The following is a 22,614-nucleotide window of genomic DNA, read 5'->3' on the forward strand; positions in this document are numbered from 1 at the left end:
AATGAGAAGAACCACCAAAACCAGGGTGATTCCGCCCCACAGGATGAGCAACATGATCATCGGCGATAGTCCAGACATATTCACCTCGACCGGGTTCGATCTGGTTCGCGAATTCGTTGCCCGGAGCGTTCTGGCCGGGTCAAACCGCATAGGGCCTCATTGGTAGGAGTAATGGCCCTATTTGCGGGAATTATAGCCCCGTTTCAGGAGAACAGTGGAAGCCCGGAGAACATTTTTGTCGCCTGCTCTGACTGGACAAGATTCACGGGGTTCCGCGATTCCGCGCGGGGATACTGAGAAAACTACCCGACCGCAAGCAGCTTTGGCTCTATACTGCCCGCGCACAACAACTTACCTTCTTAAGGTTGAAAACGGGATGAAGCAGCTCCTCGCGAGTACAGGGATTCTTGTAGTCTTAATTGTGGCCTACTCAACGCTCCCGCTCGAAGCTGCCGACACTGCGTCGGCCGTACCCGCTCCTCCAGTCGCGCAGAAGATTCCGAAGACCACAGAAATCAACGGGCGCACATTAGTCGATAACTATTTTTGGTTGCGCGATAAGAGCAATCCGGACGTGAAGGCGTATCTGGAAGCCGAAAACGTTTATACGGACGCGCTGATGAAGCCGACCGAGGCGCTGCAAAAAACGCTTTACGACGAGATGCTCGGTCGCATCAAGGAAACCGACGTCGAGGTTCCGTACAAATATGGCGATTACTTCTACTACTCGCGTACCGAAGCGGGAAAGCAGTATCCGATCCGCTGCCGTCGTAAAGGCAGCATGGAGGCTCCAGAGGAAATCGTTCTCGACTTGAACGAACTCGCAAAAGGGAAGAGCTTCATGGCGGTGGCGGCCTATCAGGTGAGTGACGACGGCAACCTGCTCGCATACTCGACCGACGACACAGGCTTCCGGCAATACAAGCTCGCGGTCAAAGATCTCCGCACCGGCAAACTGCTTTCTGATCACATCGAGAAGACCGGCTCTGTTGCGTGGGCGAATGACAATAAGACGCTCTTCTACACGATCGAGGATTCAGCCAAGCGGCAATATAGGCTTTATCGGCATACAGTGGGAACCACTGGAACTGACGATCTTATCTACGAAGAGAAGGACGCGCGCTTCGGCGTGGAAGTATTTCGGACGCGCAGCAAAGGCTACTTGTTTCTCATTTCGGGAAGCCATACGACAAGCGAGGCGCGGTACATTGCTGCCGATCAGCCGCGGGCAGACTGGAAGCTGATCGAACCGCGCCGGCAGGATATTGAATACTATCCCGATCACAATGGCGAATTCTTTTATATCCGCGTAAACGATGCTGGCCGAAACTTCCGGCTGGTGAAGGCGCCGGTGAACGCTCCGCAGCGCATGCACTGGCGCGAGGTGATTCCGCATCGCGCCGACGTAATGCTCGATGACACCGATTTCTTCCGCAACTACTGTGTCACCTACGAACGCGAACATGGGCTTCCCCAGATTTCCGTCACCGATCTTGCGAGCGGCCATTCTCATCGCATTCCCTTTCCGGAACAGGCCTATCTGGCGGCAGCCTACGTAAACCGGGAATACGACACAACGAAATTCCGCTACAGCTACCAATCCTTTGTCACGCCGCAATCGATCTTCGAGTACGACATGTCCAAGGGCGGCTCGACATTGCTCAAGCAGAAGGAAGTGCCCGGCGGTTTTGATCGGAGTCGTTACCAAGTCGAGCAGATTTTTGCTCCGGCCTCGGACGGTACCAAGATTCCAGTTTCGATCGTTTATTTGAAAGGCAGGAGGCTTGACGGAACCGGTCCTCTTTATCTGTATGCCTACGGCTCGTATGGGATTTCAGTGGACATCAGCTTCAACTCGAATATCTTCAGTCTGGTCGATCGCGGCATTGTGTACGCGATCGCGCATCCACGCGGCGGCGGCGAAATGGGCAAGACCTGGCACGACGACGGTCGCATGATGCGCAAGAAGAACACATTCACTGATTTCATCGATTGTGCTGAGTACCTCGTGAGCAAGGGCTACGGTTCAAAAGACAAGCTGGTGATTGAAGGCGCGAGTGCTGGAGGTCTGCTAATGGGAGCCGTCACGAATATGCGTCCGGATCTATTCAGAGCGGTGATCGCGAAGGTGCCGTTTGTCGACGTAATGAACACGATGCTCGACGAGTCGCTTCCGCTCACGGTCACGGAGTTCGAGGAATGGGGCAATCCCAAAGAGAAGCCTGCGTTCGATTACATGCTCACGTACTCGCCTTACGACAATATCGAGAATAAGGTCTACCCCAATATTCTGGTGAAGACCTCGTTCAACGACAGCCAGGTAATGTACTGGGAGCCGGCGAAGTACGTTGCCAAGATGCGCGCTACGCGCACCGATCACAAGATGCTCCTGCTTAAGACCAATATGGGAGCCGGTCATGGCGGCGCGTCGGGCCGCTACGATCGTCTGCACGAAGCTGCATTCGATTACGCATTCATCCTCAGCCAGGTCGGGATCGCGGATTAGAGCGCACTTATCCGGCGTTGCGCGATAAGGTTGACACTACGCGCAGTCGCTCCTCGAACATTCGCTGCAGATACTCGGATCGCGTCTGGAAATCGATGACTCGTCCTCGCAATCGGGGTGGGACCCAGTGTTCCTGGCTTTTGTGGTTGGGTGGAACCTGAAATGCGATGATTTTCGCCATTGTAGTAACTCCCCGCGTGGCGGAATGGTGTGACCGGCTCAGTTCCATTCTTGAACCGGTTCACGAGGGAACCTCTGCCGCTAAGAGCCATTGCAGGTCGATAGCCAAATTCATAAGCAGGCGATTACCCCCGATTTTCTTGAAAATGGACGCCCTTTGTGTTCGGGAAATTGACTCTAAAGAACAGCTTCGTTCACTTTGCGATTCTTGATTAACCAATCGGTTAATTACCGGGCAAGGCGCTATTCACTGTTTTACTGGAAAACACTTGGGTTGTGGGACTCTCAGCTCCGTAGATTGAAGGGGTCTTAAACGTGCAGTTCACCCGACCGGAGGAAACCTATGACTTCGTTTCGGCCCGCGATTCTCGTGGTATTAGCGATCTGCTGTGCAGGTGTCGCAAATGCCGCACAACAATGTAAACCCGTAGTGGGAAGCTTCGAAGCGACAGTGCAACCGGCGGATACCTGTTCGGGCCCGCTTTGCACCGCAGGACGAGTGTGGGGCGGCGTCCAAGGCACGTACAGGTTCACCATGGACAAGATCATTCCCAATGGCGACCCGGAAGTTCCAACCATCATGTTCTTCACCGGCCACAGTATTGTTTCACTGAAGAATGGCGATCAGCTCTTCGGTACCGACACGGGAACCATTGATCTACCTCCCGGAAAGGGAGGCTTTGCTTCGCTGATCACCTTCACCGGCGGCACCGGGTCGATGGCGAACGCGACGGGACAGATCCGGTTGCGCGGAAACTTCGATCCTGTGGAAGGAACAACCAGCGGTGACTATCTCGGAGAGGTCTGCACTTCGCAATAGCTCCACAAATGAAACGCGGCTCGAAAGCGTTGCTTCGAGCCGCAATTCTTGTGGTTCGGTTTAGATCACGCAGTTATCAGTGTGCCGGCGCGTGCCCGATACGGAAGCCGATGCTGAATTCGATGGTATCAAGTTGCTGGCGGGCGCTGCGGTCATAAGTGAACCCCATATCCACCCGGCGGCCAAGATCGGCGTTTAATCCGGTGCTGAATCCGTTGTCTTCAGTGAAACCGTTGCCGATTATCGCCGCAGCTTGTTCGTAGATCGGCTGCGATTTTCCCTTGCCGTTGCTGCTTGGAATCGAGCCTGGTCCGCGATTGAACTCGCTGTACAGTTTTTGCAGGCCGAGCGGCAGGTTTTCATAGCCGGAAAACTCGAAATTTAGCCGCTTGCCCAGCGGAATTCCCAATCCAGCCTTATAGTGCGACAACATACCCAACGTCGTGTAAGGACGCTTAACCGCGCTGACGAGCGCGCTGGTGTTTGCCAGTCCAAGCTCAACCAGTGGGGAAATGCGCCACAGATCGAATTCCAGATGGTTGTTGAAATCTCCAGTGAAGCGTCCTGTGCTGAGGCCGAGCGAAGTGTCGCCAGTGGGTGCAGTTCCGGTTACGGTCACAACATATTTCAGCACTGGAGTTGGCGTTGCAAAACGCAGGCCAATGCGTAAATCGCCTACGGCGTTGTACCCCGAAATGGGCGCAGTTTGAGTTGTTGTGGTCGTCTGCGTTGTCGTTCCGGCGGAGAAGAGCGGCTGGTTGTAGGCCAAATAGAACGGCGCTCCCACTGAAATTCCGAACACCTTGTTGAAGCTATAGCTGACGGTTGAGTCTATCGTGCTCGTCCAATTCGCGGAGGAGTCATAGCTCTGCGATAGGCTGGTGTACGAGCTGAAACCCTTGTCAGGGATACGCAGCGACTGGATCGAAGGATTCGACTGGCCAAAGCAAGCCGAAGCCGCAATCAGGACAATGAAGAGTGCCAAAACAGAACTTCGCTTCAACATAGGGGTACAGGGTCCTTTTGCTCGTTTTTGCTTGAACGCTGGGGGAGGAGTGCTGTGGAAATATTGCCGATTAACTCACAGGCAATAAATAGAAAGGACGATCCCGGCAGTTACGAAAGGGAACTTTTCAATGCTCCCCGTTGAGAGGAGCGAGTTTTGGTCGGAGTTTTTGAGGAGAAAACAAAGCGGCGCTCTGCAGCCGAGCGCCGCCCTTCAAATCAGCCGCCCGCGAGCTTAGTCGGCGTACTTCACCGAACATCCATATGGACGCGTAGTCGCCACAGCTACGGCTTTGCCCGACATCGCTTCCTGTAGAGCGTCGGAGACATAATTGTTTGCGCCGTTCACATCGGAAAGATCGGTGGTTGCTTTATCGTCGATCGCTCCGTTGTAGATGATTTGGCCCTGCGGGTTAATCACGAACATGTGCGGCGTGGTCTTCGCGCCATAGAGATGTCCGATATCGCCTTTGGGATCGAGAATGGCTGCAGTTGGACCGGCATGCATCTTCTGCAGGTATTCATTTTCCTGGTCGGCGGTAACGTAGCCTTGGGAGCCCGGCGACGAGGAGATCACGGTGAGCCAGATCACGCCTTTGCCCGTCCACTCCTGCTGCAGCTTCTGCATGTTACCGCTCTCGTAATGTTTCTTCGTGAAGGGACAGTCGTTGTTGTGCCATTCCAGAACTACGAACTTTCCGCGGTAGTCAGACAACTTATGTGTCTGCCCGTGGCTGTCGGTTCCGGTAAAGTCCGGAGCTTGATCGCCCACCTTCACTGCAAACGCGGAAAGGGCGAACAGTGCTAAAACGGGAAGGAAAACACGCGTTCTCTTCATAGCGGCGGTACTCCTTTAACTGTGCTTTCGAGCAGAGGTCTTCTGAGAACCCTTGGTTGTGGTCACCGGCACAACGACATTGTAGGCCTTGTCATTGGTAACAAGCAGACCGCGCACCTCCGGGACGGCTTGATCCAGCTGCTCTGATTTCTTGAGCCTTATTTGCGTTGTTACCCCCGATTTTGTGATCTGAGGCTTTGACGAATTGTCGATCACCTGTTCTTCGGAGGGGATGAAATCGTTAATGTGCCCAAGCCGGGAACTGGGGCCAATGGAGAGCAGGAACGCTTCGGCTCCCGCTGTCGCACGCGCATGTACGCCATGAGGCAAGTCACCAGGCAAGCGCGCCTGAGCGGCCTGAAGCAGGCTTGCAGTTCCGGCGTTCTGGTCAGCGAGCTTCAGCGTCACACGATCCTTTGCGGGAATGCAAACTTCGCGGCAGACGAGATATCTCACGTCTGCGGCAATCTCAGGATGATTGGACGTTGCACCGGCAGGAATCGTGAGCTTGGAAAGCAATACTGCCTCGCCCTCGTATCCGTAGTCTGTCATGCCATGGTCAGCGATGCGATGTGGAGCAGGGAACTGTAAGTCTCCTGCTTGAAACCCCGGAGGCAAATGCCAAATGACCTTCGGCGGTTCACCGGAGTCGCCGGGATTCGTCCAGTAAATGTGCCAGCCGGGATCGAGCTGGAATCGCAGTCCGATCCACTGCGTTCCCGAAGAATCAGATGGGCTCGCGAGCAGAGAGATGTGCGCATGCTGTGGCTTAGAGCTTTGAGCCAGCGCAGATGCGGCGCATAGGAAAGTCAGCGCGATCGTCGAGACCCATACTTTGGCCTGTGTAGCCATTCGCCCGCTATTCGGAGATTCTATTGAAAGTTTGGAAGCGGTGTGAAGTTGACTGCCAACTCCAACCAGCTTTTTTATGCAGCCCATTTTTTAGGGCGGCGGTCCCAGCGATGCTGGCGCAATTCCTGCAGCAGATCCCGCGAGAGTGGGCCTTTGTCGCTGTAACTGATGTTCTGCCGCACGTGATCCTGTTTGCGCATTCCAGGGATCGTAGTGCTCACAACAGGGTGGGAAAGAATGAAGCGAAACGCCATTTCGGGAAGCGTCATTCCGGGCGGCAGCAATTGTTTCAGGCGCTCGACGCGTTCGATCGTGGCGGGCAGGTTTTCAGGCCCGAAGTAGCTTGCGCGCCAATCGCTCGCTGGGAATCTCGTATCGAGGGTCATCTTCCCGCCGAGACTTCCCTCGTCGAGCGGCACGCGGGCGATGACTCCGACGTTTAGCTCGCGACATGCGGGGAAGAGTTCGTCCTCGGGTGCTTGATCGAAGATGTTGTAAATTACCTGCACGGCATCAACCAGGCCTGCCCGCAGAGCTTTCAACCCGTTCTCCGGCTCCCAGCGGTTGAGGCTCAGTCCAAAGTGGGCAATAAGCTTCTTGCTCTTGAGTTCTTCTACTGTTACTCGAAATTCCGGTTTGTCGGTCCAGGTGTCGTCCCAAACGTGGAACTGCAGCAGGTCGATCGTGTCAACCCCGAGCGCCTTGCGGATCTTTTCTGCATGATCGAGAACGTGCCGCCGGGGAAATACATCCTCGTAAGCGTATTCGCTCGAAGCGGGCCATTTCCGGTTTTTCGGGGGTATCTTCGAGGCGACATACAGAGGCTTGCCCGGATTTTGTTTCAGGATTTTGCCGATTAGCTCGTCGCTGTGTCCTTCGCCGTAGGCCCAAGCGGTATCGAAGAAGTTGCAGCCGAGGTCGGTGGAGAGTTGGAGGGCATCCAGCGATTCGCGGTCTTCGGACCCGCTCCAGCCACTCATGCCCCAAAGACCGTGCCCGATCTCACTGACTTCGAATCCCGTACGCCCCAGCTTGCGACATTTCACGGCGCTCGCTCCTTTGAAGTCCTAAATTGTAAATTGTGAAGCGAAGTGGAATAGCGCCGAATCCCTGAATGAAACGGCGTAACGACGCCGCCCGTCTTTTGGACCCGACTAGGATTCGCTGAAATCGATCATCGCAGGAGCCTGCCGGAATCCTCGCGTGGTGATGCCCACGTAGATTAGCCCGACGAGGAACCAGATGCCGCCAACTACTTTTGCGAGCGTGTTCAGGTTCCACCAGATCAGCCCGCAAAAGATGAAGCCGCCGAAAGGCAGCACGATATCCGCCAGCACTCGTCGCGCTCCTCCGACCCGCCGATGCACACCGAACTGCCAGAAGGTCGCGAAGTTCACTCCCATGAATGCGAGAAACGCGCCGAAATTAAGAAGCTCACCCGCGTGCTCATACGCATTTCCAATGGAGTTAAGGAGTACCGCGCCAATAAAGGTCAGCCCGCCGATGATGAGGATGTTGTAAGTCGGTGTGCTGCTTCCGGGGCTCAAGTATCCGAACAGGCGGCGAGGCAGCACGTTGTCGCGTCCCATGCCGAATAGCAGCCGCGCCGCGCCAAGTCCTCCGGTTAAGCCGCTCCCGAAGGCTGCGAGGATGAGAATCGCTCCCATCGCATTGAAGAGGACTACGCCTCCGACTCGTTGGCAAACATCCATGAACGCCGTTTCCAAATTGGAAAATGTGTGCCAGTCCGGCCAAACCATCTGCGCAAGATATACGAGCAACCCACCAAATATTCCAGTGAACACACACACCAGTACCGTGGCGAGCAGAACGTTACGCTTGGGGTTTTCCACGTCTTCAGCTAACGTCGTGACTCCGTCGAAGCCAATATAGGTGAGAGCAGCAAAAGACGTTGCACTCCAGATGCGATGCGAGTCGAATGTGCTGGGATTGTAGAACGGTCGAGTCGAGAACATGCCTGCCAGTCCCTGCTCGCGAAACAGGAACTTGATGGCAAGCGCAATGAAGAACCCGACGACTGCGAACATAAGAAAGAGCAGGACTTTATTCGCCCGTGCCGATGAGCGTATCCCGCGCAGATTCAAAATGGTAATAATTCCAGCAATGATTGCCGCCCAGACGAAGAATGGTACTGACTTCACGTAGCGCTCGTGCAGCGCAGTCGAGATCCAGACTGTATTGATCAGAGGCTGCAAGAGATAATCGAGGAACATCGCCCATCCGGCGAGAAATCCCAAATGGGGATTCAGACCGCGTCCCACATAGGTGTACGCCGATCCTGCTGCCGGATAGAGCGTCGCCATGCGGCCATAGCTGAAGGCCGTGATCATCATCGCGAACATCGCGATCAGGATGATCGTCGCGAAGTGCCCATTCGAGAGCTTCTGTGCGATGCCATACAGCGGCACCGGCGCGATCGGCTGGATGAGAACGATACCGTAGAAGACGAGGTCCCAGAGCGTGAGAACCCGCCGCAGGTACGGAGCGCTCGCACCCGACTGTGCGGTTGCAGGGCTGTTGCTCATGATTGCGCTATGGCGTGGCTGTCTTCACATTCCAACCGCTGATTTTCACGACCGGCACTGTTGTTCCCAGGTCACGCGCGCGGATTGTTGCAGAGATGGTGCGCAATTCGCCAGGTAGCAGAGAGACGTAATTGTCGTCCCAAAGGACAGGAGCAACATCATCGCCCGTTCGACCACGCGTCAGATCGGCGCGGACGAGGAATGCAATGTTCTTTCCCGGGTTGCGCAAGGTCACATGGACGATGTCCTCGTCACCGATGTGCTCGGTTTGGCTGTTCCATTCAACGTTGGTCGGCGGCAACGCAGCCAGAGCGGTCATATCTGAATACTTGGCGGGAGTAGTGAAGAACGTGCTCTTCTCCCAGTCGAACTCCGCCAGTTGCTGCGGAATCCAGTAGAAGTTGGTGCTGATGGTTTTTCCAGCAGAGTCGGCGAGGTCGAGGCGCACAAAGTAGGGCGAGTTCAACTCTCCCATATTAGGAATCATGAGGACGCGGGCTACGCTGTCGGCGTCTACATCAATCTCTTTTGCGTCCGAGAACCTTTCTTTCGAATTCAGATCGAAGACGCGAGCGCGCAGCTTGAGTCCTTTCTGCGGCTGATAAAGGCTGTTCACGACAACGGCCGAGTGGTCATCGTACGAATACTGCGCGTGCACATATTCATTGGCTTTCTTCGCGCCGAAGTACCCGCCCGCCGGAAGCAGATAGTAGTCATAAAGATGCCAGATCACCGACGGCCATGCATTGTTCAACATCCATTGGATGATGCCGGTCGAGTTGTACTTATTGCGCGCGTAAGCCTCGAACATCGCGCGCTCACCGTCATAGGCCATTGCCTGGCCTTTTTTCTCGTAATCGAGCAGCGAAGTCGGCGGCCCGTAGGTGACAGACATCGCGTTGTCGAAAAGATTGGTCTGCTTGAAGTTGCCCAAGCCCGCATGAAAATTCCAGACATCATCGTGCGGCCAAAGGTTCGTTTTGGGAATAAACTTCTCCAGCGAACTTAGCAGCGGTGGCGCGGGTCCGGGACTGGTCTCGGTGTTGAAACCATAGGCTCCGCCCCAGCGGCCTGGATCGACGAACCAATAGGAGGGTGGCACGAAATCGTAAGGGCCGGACATTTTTACGCCACTCGGACCAGTTACCGTCGTAGAAGCGGCGCTTGCCGAAGAAAGAAACGGGTTTGGCCAGTGATACTCCTGAAGAATCGAGATGTAATCCGTTTCGACATCGGCAGGCGGCGGATTATCGCTGCCGTTCAGCCATACAAGCATGCTGGGATGATTTCGCAGTCGCTGAATCTGGCTGGCGAGTGAGGCTTTCGAAATCTCGTGATCTGCAGGCTGCCATTTGTCCCAGTGCTCCCAGTGATCGCAGCAGCACCAGCCGGCCATGATCAGAACCCCATATCGGTCGGCGAGATCGAAGAACTCGTCGGTCTCCAGCTTGCCCTCGAGGCGAATCGTGTTCAGCCGCAGATCGCGAACGTAACGGAGTTCATTCTCCATACGTTCTGAGTTGACGCGCAGAAACATATCTGGCGACCATCCGCCACCACGAATCAGAATGTTCTTGTGATTGATGTGAAAAAGCTCGTAGCCGTTCTGATTCTTGTCTGCCGTGACCTCGCGAATGCCGAACTTGGCGCTGGCTGAATCGGAAATGCCTTCACCGGTACGGAATCGCATCTGAATCGTATAAAGGTTCTGCGGCCCATGCGGATACGGCCACCACAGCTTCGGATTTTTGATATGAAGTTCCGGAAACAGCGCTGGATCGAACACGATGGTCTTGTGCTCGTTGGCGGCCAGCGTGACCTTCTGCTCGACTGTGCCGATGCCTTCCAGAGTAGCCTCGACTGAGCCGGTTACTTCTTGCTCAGTTCCATTTTGCAACTCGCCCATGACCGTGAGGTCAGCAGTTTCGAGGGTGTCGTCAGGAAAATGAGTAGCCACCGCCGGGTAGAGGACAGAAACCGGTCCGCTGGACGTGATGTATACCGGACGCCATAAGCCCATGAGTTTATCCGCGGGCATCGGATTCCAGTCAACAAAATTAATTCCCAAATCGGTGTCAGTCTGAGCCGATACTTCCACTGCAACGGCGTTCTCCGCTCCCGGTCGTGCGACATCTTTGATGTTGAAGGTGTAGGTACGGTATGCGCCCGCCACGTCGTCGGATTTAGCGATCTGCTGCCCATTGACCCAGATATTCGCGCGGTAGTTGATGCCGTCGAAGTGCAGCCAGATGTTCCTGCCCTTCAGCTCCGCAGGAAGGCGAAATTCGGTTCGATACCACCAGGAGCATTTGTACGGACTGTCCTCGTCCATCGGCAGGTTGGTAAAGATTTTGCCGATCGGATAAGTCGTCCCCGGAATGGCACGCAGATTCATCGCATAGAAAGGGTCGGGAAACAGCTTGGCATCGACTTGCGCGCCCTCGACCGTGTGCGGCACTGTAGTCGCCAGCCAACTCTGGTCGTTGTAGGCGGCGCGGGACAGCGCATCGCCGCCTACGCTCAACTTGCAGCCGGATTGAATATGCCAATTCTTCTCCAGCGCGATGCGGGAAGATGCCATGGCGGGCAGGGGGTTGGCTGAAAACGCCGTTGAACACATTCCCAGAACGAAGACAGCAAAGGCACCCAGCTTGGCTACACTCATTCGGCACGCTCGGAAGCTCGCGACAACCGCATTCGCGGGTCGCAAGAATCGTAAAGTTCTTGGTGTTGATACGTTTTAATAGTAAAGATGGAATTTCGGCAACAAAGAAGCAATTTAAAGCCTAAACCTGCACAATCGGCTAGCTGTTCACCGCGTCATTTCCCCTGTACCCTATCGCAATGGCCACCGCCGCAGTCCAGGTAAAGCCCAAACCCCCTGCTATTCAGCAGATCAAGGGAGCTCTGCCTGAGCTGTGGTCTCTGATTAGGCCGCGCAAAGGACTCATGGGCATAGGCTTGTTGCTGATGTCCATCAATCGCGTCGCCGGACTGGTGCTGCCGGCGTCGACCAAGTATTTGGTCGATGACGTGATCGTTAAGAAGCACGCCTGGGTTCTTCATCAGATCATTATTGCTGTAGTAACGGCAACGATTATTCAGGGAATCACCTCGTATTCTCTGACTCAACTACTTTCCAAAGCTGCGCAGCGACTGATCGCCGACATGCGTCGGCAGATCCAGGAGCACGTTGGCCGTCTGCCGATTGCGTATTACGACGCGACCAAAACGGGAACAATGGTTGCGCGCATTCTGTCGGACGTCGAGGGCGTTCGCAATCTCATCGGCACTGGACTGGTCGATTTTCTCGGCGGCCTGCTTACCGCGATTCTTGCGTTTATCGTGCTCATCCACATCAGCGTCTCGATGACGATGATCGCGTTCGTCTGCATCGCCGTTTTTGCTTTGGCGCTGAAGAAGGCGTTCTCAACGATTCGTCCAATTTTTCGAGAGCGCAGCAAGATTTATGCGGAAGTGAGTGGACGCCTGACCGAATCGCTCGGCGGCGTGCGCGTAATCAAGGGTTATCACGCTGAAGATCGCGAGCACGAAGTCTTCTCCGGCGGTGTTGGAAGGCTCCTCAATAACGTCCTTCGCACTCTCACAGCTACTTCCGTGATGAGTTTGTCATCAACAGTACTGCTGGGCATTGTGAGTGCGTCAATCATGTACTTGGGCGCGCAGAGGATGCTCGCCGGTACGCTCACAGTCGGTCAGTTCTTCAGTTACACGATGTTCATGGGATTCCTTATCGCTCCGGTGCTTCAGGTAGTGAACATCGGAACCCAGATCACCGAAGCTATGGCCGGTTTAGAACGTGTGCGCGAAGTGCTGAATGAATCGGCGGAAGATGTCGATCCCCAGCGGACGGTCACGCTTCCCGGAATCAACGGCACGATCGAATTCGAAGACGTGAGCTTCGCCTACGAGCAGAGCAAGGAAGTCTTGCATGGCATTTCGTTTCAATCGATGCCGGGAACTGTCACGGCATTGGTAGGTCCGTCCGGATCGGGAAAATCGACCATCATTGGTCTGCTCGCTGCTTTCTATAAGCCGCAGAGTGGTCGCATCCTTGTAGATGGCATTGATCTGAGCACCGTGCGCCTCGATTCGTATCGCACGCAGCTGGGCGTAGTGTTGCAGGAATCGTTTCTGTTCGATGGGACCATTCGCGAGAACGTGGCCTTTTCGCGACCTTGGGCGACGGAAGAAGAAATCCTGCGCTCGTGCCGTATCGCGCGTGTCGATGAGTTCGCGGAGCGCTTCGAGAAGGGATACAACACCATAGTTGGTGAAAGAGGCGTGAAGCTCTCTGGAGGACAACGACAGCGCATCTCAATTGCCCGCGCAATCCTAGCCGATCCCCGAATTCTGATTCTCGACGAAGCTACTTCGAGCCTCGACTCCGAGTCCGAGGCTCTGATTCAGGAAGGCTTGTCATTTCTCATGCGCGGGCGTACGACCTTCGTGATCGCGCATCGCTTGAGCACAATCCGCCGTGCCGAGCAGATTCTTGTGGTCGAAAATGGCGAGATCATCGAACGCGGAACCCACGAGCAGCTCTACGCACTCGGACGCCGATACTTTGAGCTGTACACAAAGCAGCATGGCCTCGAACAGAATCTGTTTCTCGCGCCAGGCGAAGGCGACAGTATTGAGGAAGGCGCCGAGTCACAAGGACGCGGGATGCGCGTGCCCACGACCGCTGACGTGTTGCGCGGCAGCGTGAGCTAAAGCGTGCCAGAAAATCCATGATCGGTCGTAACGAATGAAATAGAATCCGCTCAACGTGCCCGCTGCTCGCCTCTTCACGAATTCACAACAGTCGCGGACAATTCGCCGCCAGATCCTCTCCTGGTATCACGCGAATCGACGCGACCTGCCATGGCGGAGAACCCGCAATCCATATCGCATTTGGGTTTCCGAAATCATGCTGCAACAGACTCGGGTTGCTGCCGTCCTGGAGCACTACCGGAAGTTCCTAAAACGATTTCCGACGGTTCGTGACCTTGCCTCCGCAAGCGAAGCAGACGTGCTCGCGGCCTGGAGCGGACTCGGCTACTACCGGCGCGCGCGCATGTTGCACCGCGCAGCGAAGCAGCTCGTCGCCGACCATGACGGACGCGTGCCCAAGACGTCAGTGGAACTTCAGCAGCTCCCCGGCATCGGACGCTACACAGGCAACGCGATTGCCAGTATTGCATTTGGCCAGCCCGTTGCCGTGGTGGACGGCAATGTTGAACGCGTGCTCAACAGGATGATGGAAAGCGAAGTTTCCGGCCAGCGACTCTGGGCTGCTGCGCAGGAACTGCTGGATCCGAGAAATCCGGGTGATTTTAATCAGGCGATGATGGAATTAGGGGCCACGATCTGCACGCCGGCAGCACCGTTGTGCAAAAGCTGTCCGATTGGGAACTATTGCGCTTCCGAGAGTCGGGCGATTCAGAATGTGAGAAGACGCGAAGTGCGGCAACAGCGGACCGCGTTGCTGCTCCTGCGGCGCCGAGGCAGCATGATTCTCCTTCATCGCAGATCGGGACGAGAGAGCCTGATGCCGGCAATGTGGGAACTGCCACAGCTCAAGGCCGCACCCGAAGCTGTTGCGACGATGAAGGTCAGGCATTCGGTCACTACGACCGATTGGACTGTCGAGGTCTTTGAATCGGGAGATCCCGAACACAGAACGTCGCTCAGGTGGACTCCAATGGCGCAGTTAGGCACGTTGCCACTGACAGGTTTGACGCGGAAGATTTTGCGGAAGCTAAAGCTGCTTGCTTAGAATCAAATGAAGTGAGATTTCGATTAGGGGAAGATAATGGCACTTGCATGCGGCATTCGGGCTCCCGAGTTTGCGCTTACCAGTACCTCTGGAAAGTCGTTAATTCTTTCGAAGGTTCTAAACGATGGTCCGGTTGTTCTGGCATTCTTCAAGGTGAGTTGTCCGGTGTGCCAGTACGCTTTTCCCTATTTGGAACGGCTCTGGCAGGTACACAAAACCGAGGCTGTAACCTTCATCGGCATCTCCCAGGACAATGAGAAGGACACGGCGAGTTTCGTGAAGAAATATGGCGTCACATTCACAACCGCCCTGGACGATCCTGCCCGCTATGTCGTCTCGAACGCGTACAAGCTCACAAATGTGCCTAGTGTGTTTCTGGTCAATCGCGGTGGTGAAATCGAGGTCAGCAGCGTGGGGTGGTCGCGTAAGGACATCGAAGAGATCAATATCAAGCTCTCCATGATGGATGCAGCTCAGCAGCAGCATCCAGTTTTCTACCCGACCGAACAGATCGCCGAATTCAAAGCTGGTTGAAGCGCGAAAAATTAGTCCGCGGTCGCGGACAAGAACGATAGATTCAGGCAGTGGCGGCCCGTTAGCATCTATCCATACTATTGTCCATCTGCCTCGTCTGAGAATTTCTCTGCCTATCAACTATCGCTTACCGCCTCAGTACGACCCAACACCAAAGTAACTAAGCGGATAAGGTGAACACCCACTGCTCTGTTGCGGAAAGAGCGCACTACACTTGCGTGTCCCGGTTTGTGTCTGCAAGTGCCTGAAGGCGAACTGACGTCGCTGGGTCTGAGCCCTTCTTGCCGCCGGACTGAACGCGATGCCCTTTGGCTTCCTACAACGCGGGTCGCTCTCTGCACATGCTCGCCAGGTGCAGCTTTCGTCCTACGAGCCCGCAATTCATCTCGAAGGATTAGTGCGCGGCGTTGACAATATCCGCCATGACGTGGCGCTCAGCTCGCGCTTCATGGAAACGGCGCGGCAGCACATCTTCCGCCTCATCGTTAAACACGGACGCATCGAAGCGCTGGTCGAAGAGTCCGCCGCGAATATGCGGCCCGCTTCTCGAATTGCCGGACCCGCAATCAGCAACGCAGGTGCGCCGAAGTTGCCGGAAGCGAGTGATTTCAAACGCGCTCTGGTGGATATCCACATGGCTGCGCTGAATCGAGCCAAAGCGGAGAACAACGTTTCCATCGATCTGATTGCGCGCCTCGCTGCCGTGAAATTCCAGCGCAACGAAATGCCCGCGCAATTCTCGCAGGCGCTTGAACGCTGCCGCACGAAGCTCAAATCCTATGAAGGGCCGCGCCAGCTCTTTGCGGCCAAAGGTGTGGAGCTGCGGCAACGCTTCGCCGATTTTCAGATCAGCAAAAAAGCGATACTCAGAAAAGTCGGTCAGGATCTTTTTGTCACGATTCGCGACATCGAGAAGGAGTCGTTGTCGCGCATGCGACGTTCGCTGTTCGGTGATACCGAGAGCGTCGCCTACGATCTTTTCCTCAACCGTCTCCTCTATACCGAAGACGGACGCGACGACTATTTAAACGCCGAGCAGTATGTCATGCTGGGGAATTACGATCGTGATCCGGACCGTTTTGAAACCATGCTGGCAATCGCCAGCGACTTCTTGCGCTCTTTGCAGCCTGATGGCATGGAGAACGAGGAAGGCATCGACCTTTTGCTGAACGAGCCCGAGAACGCACACGAGCTTTTCGCCGGCGGTTCTCCGGTTGAGAGCCTTCCCAAAGGCAAAGCCCAACGCGCGCTCCTGAATGGTTGGTTGGAGATGCTGGAGAAAGAGAACGTCTTCGATCATGTGATTGCGTCCTACGAAGCGGTTCCTCTTTTGGCACAGTACTCGCCGCCGATTAATCCGCAGCAGCTCAAGAACGCGCTGATTTCGCGGACCGAACGCTCGCGTGTTGAGAGCCTGCTTCAGGAGCATGGAAAGATCTCTCCTGACAATCTAAACGGAGCCGTCAAAAAGCTGGAATCTTGGCGAGGTGGAGAACGCGCCAAGCTCGCAGCCCGATTCTTTGCCGACTTCGTTCGTTATCACCGCGACTTCCGTCGCTTTGAAGCTGTCTGTTCGGCCATGGACGCAATAAACGTAATTTCTACCGAACGGCTTCGCGAACTCTCGGCAATCAACAACACGCTTTATGAGTTCCTGCTCCCCGATGAACAAAAGACTGGAGAAGAAAAGGTTCTGCGGCACGTCATACTCAAAGCCGACATTCGCGAATCGACTACGCTCACCCGCACGCTTTTCGAGCGAGGACTCAATCCAGCCTCATACTTCAGCCTGAACTTCTACGAACCGATTAATAAGCTTCTGCCGAAGTACGATGCCGCGACGGTGTTTATCGAAGGCGACGCCATGATCCTTGCCTTGTTTGAGCGGGAAGGCGAAGGTGGTCTCGCAGTAGCGCGCGCCTGCGTACTGGCAAAAGAAATGCTCGGTATCGTGAGTGCTTATAACGAGCAGTCGCAAAAGCAGGGCCTTCCCGCTTTGGAACTCGGAATCGGGATCTCGTATCAGGACTCGCCGCCGATGTATCTCATGTACGGCCCGCAGCGAATCATGATTTCGCGTGCCTTGAACGAAAGCGATCGGCTGTCTTCCTGCAGTAAGGGCGCGCGCAAGTTCGTGGCCGGCAGAACGACACCGTTTAACGTGTTCAGTCTGCAAACAGTGCAGGATAAGGATACGAGCGGCAATCCCGACGAATTCCTGGTGCGGTACAACATCGGAGGCGCAATGATCAGCCCAGCCGCATTCGAAAAGCTCGCGCAGGAAATTAGCCTCAAAGAGCATTCCTGCCAGCTAGCCACGATTTGGCCGAAAGAAGAAGTCAAGCTGTTCAGCGGAACCGTTCCGATTGCCTCGGGACTATTCCACAAGATCGCAATTCGAGAAGCTGTCATTCCCCACGTTGACGCCGGCAGCATGAAGGTCAACGACTGGACTGCACGCAAATACTATGAGGTATGTGTAAGTCCGGAAATTTATCAGTTGCTCGAAAAACCACTTACCACTGCAGCCACCGCGCTTTAAGTCCGTCTGCATTCATCCGACAAACAATGGTGCCTCACCAACCGCAGTAGCCGTATCTGAAACTCTCTCCGGGGCTTCGGTGTCCAATTGTGCAGCTGGAGAAAACATGAGTTTCAATTTGGGAGCAGGCGGTCGTCCTGCAGCGGAGATGAACGTTACACCTTTGATCGATGTTTTGCTCGTTCTGCTGATTATCTTCATGATCATTACGCCCATGGATCCGCATGGTCTGCTCACGGAGGTTCCTCAGCAGAAAGGCAATGACGCTCAGGCCTACGCTCCCATCGTGTTGCAGCTCAAACAGGAAAAGAGCGGCCCTCCTTCCATAGCGATCAACCAGCAGCCACTCGCCTGGAAGGATCTTGGAAATCGCCTGATTGAGATCTACAAATCCCGCGCGGATCGTGTGCTGTTCGTCAAAGGCGATCCCGATGTGGAATTCGATTACGTGGCCCAGGTGATCGACACGGCGTATGGCGTGAACGTCCGCCGAGTTGGGCTGATTCCTTAGAACCCGCGCCTGCTGCGGAAAGGGATGCGGACCACCGTTTCGAGATCGATGGGATTGCCATCGCGCGTGCCGGGAACAAAGTGCCAGGCGCTGAGCGCCCGGGCTGCATTCTCGTCGAGACGATCGTCGAAACCCTCGAGAATCTTTACTTCTGCAACGCTGCCATCAGCGCGGATGATCGCATACAAAATGACAACGCCCTGAACGTTCTCGCGCATCAGTTCGGCCGGATACGCCGCATCGACTTCCCGCAATGGAATCGGTGCAGTCACGTCACCGGATCCGCCGTTAATGCCGCGCTCGGCGAAACGAAAGATCCAGCTTCCGCCTGCGGAGGTCAGATTCGGCTTGTTGAGCGCCATCGTGTAGTACTTGCGTCCGTGGAAGATTTTTTCGTCCACAGCATTCGGCGGATCATCGGTAGGCGTCACGCGTGGAGGCGGCAAGCTCAAGCCGGGATGCCTCGCCATGGCCAGCAGGGAATTACGCAGCGGACTCCCTCCCGAAACGGGAGAGGTCACTGCTGCAATATTGTCGACGACTCCATGCGGAACTGCGGCAGCGATGATGCCGAGTTCGTCTTTGGTGGCTACCGGTGAATCGCCTCCCGGACCGTTGCCGCCGGCTTTGCGCTCAGGTATTCCTGTACCGTTTCCAGCATCAGGACTTCCCGCGAACGCACCGCGTCGGGTTCCGTCCGGCACTCGCGGCGGTCCTGCAACCGGATTGAGATTGATCGAAATCAGTGAGCCGGCTGCCGAAGCTGCAGTCCCGGTGCCGCTAATGTCCGGCGCTGGATCGATCGGCTCGGCGGCTGCCGGGAGACTCCCACTCAATCTCGAAGCGCGTGCCAGAGCCTGCGTGTCTGGAGGCGGAGCAACCGGCTGTGCTGGAGCAGGAATAGCCTTCGACAGCTGAGTCGTACCCGCATTCTTCAGGTCGGGAGCCGGAGCAATTGGTTCAACATTTCCGAAACTGGGAATGTTATTACTGGCCGTAACCGTGAGCTTCGGTTCCGCATTTACTGCTTGCGGCGTTGGCATGATGTTTAGCTTCGCCAGGTTGCGTGTTCCGTGTGTATCTACAGGCGGAGCAATTGCCGCGGCCTGAGGCAGCGCCGGCATGGTCAGCTTTGCCTGGCTCACGTCAGGAGGCGGCGCGACGGGACTTACATCCAGAACCGGCGCTACGAGTTTGGGTGCGCTCGATGCGACTGAGGCTACTCGAGGCGCCTGTGGAACTGGCGTAACCAGCACGATGTCGGGCATCGGAGCGGTAGCGAAAATCTTTGGCGCAGTGGGGGTGACAATCGTGCGTGTAGTATTGTCTGCCCATTTTGGAACCGCCATTGCTTGCGCGACTCGCTTCGCGGCATCGCTCTGCGAAGCAAAATGCGCTCTAGAACTGCGGCTGATTACCGCTGCAAGCTTCTTCGGCGCCGGCTGTTCGACCGGAGGCTCCGAAACAAGAATGTCCTCATCGGGGTTGATATAAGTAATTCGATCGTGCGATTGAACGAGCGTGAAGTGATGCGCATAGTACGGCATCGAGAGCACATACACCAGCCCGGCAAAGATCAGGTGGCCGGCATACGATCGCGTGATTGCTTTCCAATTCAGCTCTTGATCGACGAAGACATCTTTCCAGAAGATTCCCGGGCGGAATCCGTTACTGCTTGATTCCTCACCACGGAGCAGAGAAGAGAGATTTTCGCGAAACGATGGAAACCACTCAGGGAGTTCCCAATTCAGGCGAGGTTGGCGCGCGTTCGCAGCTCTTGAGATCGACGATTGCTGCCGTGCACTGCCAGGGACGGACATGGAAAAACCGTTGCTTACTGAGTAGCTGGATTATACCTTGGTAAACAATCGAAACCACTCTCAAACAATGCGCAAAATCACCTCATTCCCATCCATCCCCGTCAGTGTGGGCCTGCTCTCGTGTCTGCTGTTCGTAATCACAGGTGCCTCTCTTGATTCTCATGCGCAAAAGGCCGGCCACAAAAAGAGCAAATCGTCCCTTCAAGCTCCTGCGGTGCAAGCAAGCGTTCCTGACGAGATCTCCGGGATGTACACCTTCCTGCGTGAAGGCGAGTTTGTACAGATCACGGTGGAAAATGGGAAGTTATCGGGCTTTGTTTCGCGCTACGGCGAGCGCGATAGCGACCGCGATGCCTTCCTCGATCAGTTCTTCAGCAAAGCGACGCTCGCAGGCAATCACATCGACTTCACTACGAAGCCAGTGCACGGCACATGGTATGAATTTTCGGGAGACGTGAATCGGGGCGATGCCAAGACGCCCGACAAAGAAGGCTACTGGGTTATTCGCGGAACGCTGAAGCAGTACGATCAGGATGAAGTAGGACGGGTCGCTGCCAAGTCACGCGAACTCACGATGAAGTCTTTCCCGCAAGAGGAAGAACCGTCGAAGTGATCAGCGATTCTTCGGCGGACGGGTGTAGTCGACGGCTCCCGGATTCCGCACACCGGCGACATCCTCAACATGCGTTTCGGGAGTGCCGGCAGGATTTCTCCGCCGCGCGCCCTCTGTTCCTGTAGCGCGCTGCGCGCTGGGTTGATCCCAACCGGCACTGGCTGGCGCTCGTCCCTGCCAACGGTCAACTGCGATATCGCTCGCGGAACGCTCGCGTCCTGCAGCTCCGGGCTCTTCGAGCGAGCGTTTGAAATCCCTCAATGCTTCTTCAATCTTGCTCTCCAGATGATCGGTGACCGGCGCCAGCAATCGTCCAAGCCGTCCGAGCGGAGGAGCGTAGTTCATGGTCACGTGGACGAGAGTGTCGTTACCGAGGCGCGCGAAGTTAATGCGGCCCGAGTGCTTTGGGCCGCTCACGGATTTCCATCCAATTGCCTGATTCGGAATCAACTGCGAAGTAACGGCGTTGAACTCGAAGGGACGCCCGTCGATCTGCAACCGCCAGGTGGATTCATCCCCGCGAACCGTGACTTCGCGGAGCAGTGCAACTCGTTCCGGCAGGCTCTCAAAACGGGACCATGCGCTGTAAACTTCTTCCATTGGTCGACCGATCTGGATGCTGCGTTCCAGGCGCAGAATTCGGCTGTCGTAACTGGACGCACGTCCGCTTGCGAACCAGAACGCAGCCGAACCAGCAGCAGCTCCGGCCAGAGTGCCCCATCCGAACCCGCTCCAGAACCCGTCTCGTGCCATTCGTAGTCTCCTCGAAATCCTTGGGATGGGAGTCGCGCGCCAGAGGTCGAGGTTGCCTTATTGCTATCGCGCCCCGACCAGTCCTCGCTCGCGCAGCCAATTCGCGAGCAGTGTCGGCCACTCGCCCAGCGCAGGATCAGACAGGTCGAGCCCCACTCCATGCGGCCCTTTTTCGAAGACGTGCAGCTCTGCCGGAACTCCAGCTTTGTGCAACGCGAGATAGAAGTCGACACTGTTCTCCGCGGGAACGGTTTTGTCCTCACTGGTCGTGAACAAGAAGGTTGGAGGCGTTTGCGAGTTGATGTGAAGCTCGTTGGAAAGACCTTCCAGTAATTTCGGATCGGGATGATCGCCTAGCAGATTTCTCACCGAGCCTGTATGGGCGTAAGGCCCTTGCATCGTGATCACTGGATATCCGAGGATGAGGAAGTCCGGACGGTTGCTTGCGCGATCAATAGGATCAGCGGCGCTGCTGTTGCCGTTGTCGAAGTGGGTGCCGGCAGTCGAGGCGAGATGTCCTCCTGCAGAAAATCCCATTATGCCCAGCCGGTCCGGCGCGATGCCGAACTCCTGTGCGCGGCTGCGCACCAGGCGAATCGCACGCTGCGCATCGCCAAGCTCAATGGGATGGTGGTACCTCGGTCCAAGCCGATATTTGAGAACAAACGCCGTAACTCCGAGCGCGTTGAGCCAGTTGGCCACCTGTCGTCCTTCATGGTTCATAGCCAGGTGCGCGTACGCGCCACCAGGCGCGACAATCATGGCGGTGCGAACGCCGGTCCCATTTGCTTTGTACAGTGTGATGGTGGGTTTATCCTCATCGGCCTGGCCGAGTGCTCCCGGTGCGCCCTGTTCCCATAATGGAATCGTCTGCGGCTCTGCCGTGTCCCGAGTTTGTCCAAAGCTCATCATCGTGCTCAACAACAGCAAAAGAATAATCAATCGCATGAAGCTCTCCTTCGGCTGCGGAAACATCATCGAAGATGCAAAGCGGATTTCTCAGTAGGTTGCGGCTCGCGAAATAGATTAGACCACATGAAGGCAGGCGTTTGGGCCACTGTGCGTATTCACATAAATATGTGATACACTTATCCATGTGACTACTCACAAAAATGTGACCCTGAGCCTTCCTGAGGCACTGCTCCGTCGATTCCGAATTTTTGCGGCGGAGAGAAACCAATCTATGACTCAGTTAATGGCGGAAGCAATTGAAGCGCTGATGAATGATAGAAGACGCGGCGGAGCCAATCGTCGTTTTCTTGAGCGGATCCGAAACGCACCTGACCGAGGCACTAAAGGCAAGATTCGCTGG

General features: G+C 55.6%; 17 protein-coding genes. 8 read left to right on the plus strand and 9 right to left on the minus strand.

Annotated features, from left to right (window positions below):
* Nucleotides 1–376 precede the first annotated feature (376 nt).
* Nucleotides 377–2,506, plus strand: a complete 2,130-nt coding sequence (locus VFU50_06080; GenBank protein HEU5232407.1) for a S9 family peptidase — start codon at nt 377–379, stop codon at nt 2,504–2,506.
* 523 nt (nt 2,507–3,029) lie between these two features.
* Nucleotides 3,030–3,506, plus strand: coding sequence for a hypothetical protein (locus tag VFU50_06085; GenBank protein HEU5232408.1), 477 nt, complete (start codon nt 3,030–3,032; stop codon nt 3,504–3,506).
* Nucleotides 3,507–3,582: 76 nt separating this feature from the next.
* Here VFU50_06085 and VFU50_06090 read toward each other — a convergent pair whose 3' ends face one another.
* The 6 genes from VFU50_06090 to VFU50_06115 all read right to left on the minus strand — a co-directional run bounded on the left by VFU50_06090 (nt 3,583) and on the right by VFU50_06115 (nt 11,412).
* Complete coding sequence (locus VFU50_06090; GenBank protein ID HEU5232409.1) at nt 3,583–4,491, minus strand: hypothetical protein; 909 nt, start codon at nt 4,489–4,491, stop codon at nt 3,583–3,585.
* 255 nt (nt 4,492–4,746) lie between these two features.
* Nucleotides 4,747–5,349, minus strand: coding sequence for a thioredoxin family protein (locus tag VFU50_06095; GenBank protein HEU5232410.1), 603 nt, complete (start codon nt 5,347–5,349; stop codon nt 4,747–4,749).
* 15 nt (nt 5,350–5,364) lie between these two features.
* Nucleotides 5,365–6,201: a protein-disulfide reductase DsbD domain-containing protein gene (locus VFU50_06100; GenBank protein HEU5232411.1), complete on the minus strand. Its 837-nt coding sequence runs from the start codon at nt 6,199–6,201 to the stop codon at nt 5,365–5,367.
* 74 nt (nt 6,202–6,275) lie between these two features.
* Nucleotides 6,276–7,247, minus strand: coding sequence for an aldo/keto reductase (locus tag VFU50_06105; protein HEU5232412.1), 972 nt, complete (start codon nt 7,245–7,247; stop codon nt 6,276–6,278).
* A 108-nt stretch (nt 7,248–7,355) separates the two neighbouring features.
* Nucleotides 7,356–8,747, minus strand: a complete 1,392-nt coding sequence (locus VFU50_06110; protein ID HEU5232413.1) for an APC family permease — start codon at nt 8,745–8,747, stop codon at nt 7,356–7,358.
* A 7-nt stretch (nt 8,748–8,754) separates the two neighbouring features.
* Complete coding sequence (locus VFU50_06115; protein HEU5232414.1) at nt 8,755–11,412, minus strand: beta galactosidase jelly roll domain-containing protein; 2,658 nt, start codon at nt 11,410–11,412, stop codon at nt 8,755–8,757.
* Between the two features lie 179 nt (nt 11,413–11,591).
* Here VFU50_06115 and VFU50_06120 point away from each other — a divergent pair, with 179 nt between their 5' ends.
* The 5 genes from VFU50_06120 (at nt 11,592) to VFU50_06140 (ending at nt 18,116) form a co-directional block, all read left to right on the plus strand.
* On the plus strand, nt 11,592–13,484 hold the full coding sequence (locus VFU50_06120) for an ABC transporter ATP-binding protein (protein ID HEU5232415.1): 1,893 nt from the start codon (nt 11,592–11,594) through the stop codon (nt 13,482–13,484).
* Between the two features lie 55 nt (nt 13,485–13,539).
* Complete coding sequence (locus tag VFU50_06125; GenBank protein ID HEU5232416.1) at nt 13,540–14,529, plus strand: A/G-specific adenine glycosylase; 990 nt, start codon at nt 13,540–13,542, stop codon at nt 14,527–14,529.
* Nucleotides 14,530–14,565: 36 nt separating this feature from the next.
* Nucleotides 14,566–15,063 carry a TlpA disulfide reductase family protein gene (locus VFU50_06130; protein HEU5232417.1) on the plus strand — a complete coding sequence of 166 codons (498 nt, stop codon included), beginning with the start codon at nt 14,566–14,568 and terminating at the stop codon, nt 15,061–15,063.
* A gap of 301 nt (nt 15,064–15,364) precedes the next feature.
* Entirely contained in the window at nt 15,365–17,605 is a 2,241-nt protein-coding gene (locus VFU50_06135; GenBank protein HEU5232418.1) for a hypothetical protein, read from the plus strand.
* Nucleotides 17,606–17,711: 106 nt separating this feature from the next.
* Nucleotides 17,712–18,116 carry a biopolymer transporter ExbD gene (locus VFU50_06140; protein HEU5232419.1) on the plus strand — a complete coding sequence of 135 codons (405 nt, stop codon included), beginning with the start codon at nt 17,712–17,714 and terminating at the stop codon, nt 18,114–18,116.
* On the opposite strand, the gene VFU50_06145 is transcribed toward VFU50_06140, so the two are convergent.
* Nucleotides 18,113–19,936 carry a TonB family protein gene (locus tag VFU50_06145; GenBank protein ID HEU5232420.1) on the minus strand — a complete coding sequence of 608 codons (1,824 nt, stop codon included), beginning with the start codon at nt 19,934–19,936 and terminating at the stop codon, nt 18,113–18,115. The genes VFU50_06140 and VFU50_06145 overlap by 4 nt on opposite strands.
* Nucleotides 19,937–20,003: 67 nt before the next feature.
* On the opposite strand from VFU50_06145, the gene VFU50_06150 reads away from it, so the two are divergent.
* Nucleotides 20,004–20,549, plus strand: coding sequence for a hypothetical protein (locus tag VFU50_06150; GenBank protein HEU5232421.1), 546 nt, complete (start codon nt 20,004–20,006; stop codon nt 20,547–20,549).
* Here the strand turns inward: VFU50_06150 and VFU50_06155 are convergent, their stop codons facing one another.
* Nucleotides 20,550–21,302: an SRPBCC family protein gene (locus tag VFU50_06155; GenBank protein HEU5232422.1), complete on the minus strand. Its 753-nt coding sequence runs from the start codon at nt 21,300–21,302 to the stop codon at nt 20,550–20,552.
* Between the two features lie 63 nt (nt 21,303–21,365).
* Entirely contained in the window at nt 21,366–22,250 is an 885-nt protein-coding gene (locus VFU50_06160) for an alpha/beta hydrolase (protein ID HEU5232423.1), read from the minus strand.
* Between the last annotated feature and the right edge of the window lie 364 nt (nt 22,251–22,614).

This window comes from Terriglobales bacterium (genome assembly GCA_035764005.1).
Lineage (GTDB): Bacteria > Acidobacteriota > Terriglobia > Terriglobales > Acidobacteriaceae > Gp1-AA112.

What these genes read in the sequence shown, in the direction of transcription:
- VFU50_06080 (HEU5232407.1), top strand. Translation starts at nt 377, where the DNA reads ATGAAGCAGCTCCTCGCGAGTACAGGGATTCTTGTAGTCTTAATTGTG.
- VFU50_06085 (HEU5232408.1), top strand. Translation starts at nt 3,030, where the DNA reads ATGACTTCGTTTCGGCCCGCGATTCTCGTGGTATTAGCGATCTGCTGT.
- VFU50_06095 (HEU5232410.1), bottom strand. Translation starts at nt 5,349, where the DNA reads ATGAAGAGAACGCGTGTTTTCCTTCCCGTTTTAGCACTGTTCGCCCTT.
- VFU50_06100 (HEU5232411.1), bottom strand. Translation starts at nt 6,201, where the DNA reads ATGGCTACACAGGCCAAAGTATGGGTCTCGACGATCGCGCTGACTTTC.
- VFU50_06110 (HEU5232413.1), bottom strand. Translation starts at nt 8,747, where the DNA reads ATGAGCAACAGCCCTGCAACCGCACAGTCGGGTGCGAGCGCTCCGTAC.
- VFU50_06115 (HEU5232414.1), bottom strand. Translation starts at nt 11,412, where the DNA reads ATGAGTGTAGCCAAGCTGGGTGCCTTTGCTGTCTTCGTTCTGGGAATG.
- VFU50_06120 (HEU5232415.1), top strand. Translation starts at nt 11,592, where the DNA reads ATGGCCACCGCCGCAGTCCAGGTAAAGCCCAAACCCCCTGCTATTCAG.
- VFU50_06130 (HEU5232417.1), top strand. Translation starts at nt 14,566, where the DNA reads ATGGCACTTGCATGCGGCATTCGGGCTCCCGAGTTTGCGCTTACCAGT.
- VFU50_06135 (HEU5232418.1), top strand. Translation starts at nt 15,365, where the DNA reads ATGCCCTTTGGCTTCCTACAACGCGGGTCGCTCTCTGCACATGCTCGC.
- VFU50_06140 (HEU5232419.1), top strand. Translation starts at nt 17,712, where the DNA reads ATGAGTTTCAATTTGGGAGCAGGCGGTCGTCCTGCAGCGGAGATGAAC.
- VFU50_06145 (HEU5232420.1), bottom strand. Translation starts at nt 19,936, where the DNA reads ATGTCCGTCCCTGGCAGTGCACGGCAGCAATCGTCGATCTCAAGAGCT.
- VFU50_06150 (HEU5232421.1), top strand. Translation starts at nt 20,004, where the DNA reads ATGCGCAAAATCACCTCATTCCCATCCATCCCCGTCAGTGTGGGCCTG.
- VFU50_06155 (HEU5232422.1), bottom strand. Translation starts at nt 21,302, where the DNA reads ATGGCACGAGACGGGTTCTGGAGCGGGTTCGGATGGGGCACTCTGGCC.
- VFU50_06160 (HEU5232423.1), bottom strand. Translation starts at nt 22,250, where the DNA reads ATGCGATTGATTATTCTTTTGCTGTTGTTGAGCACGATGATGAGCTTT.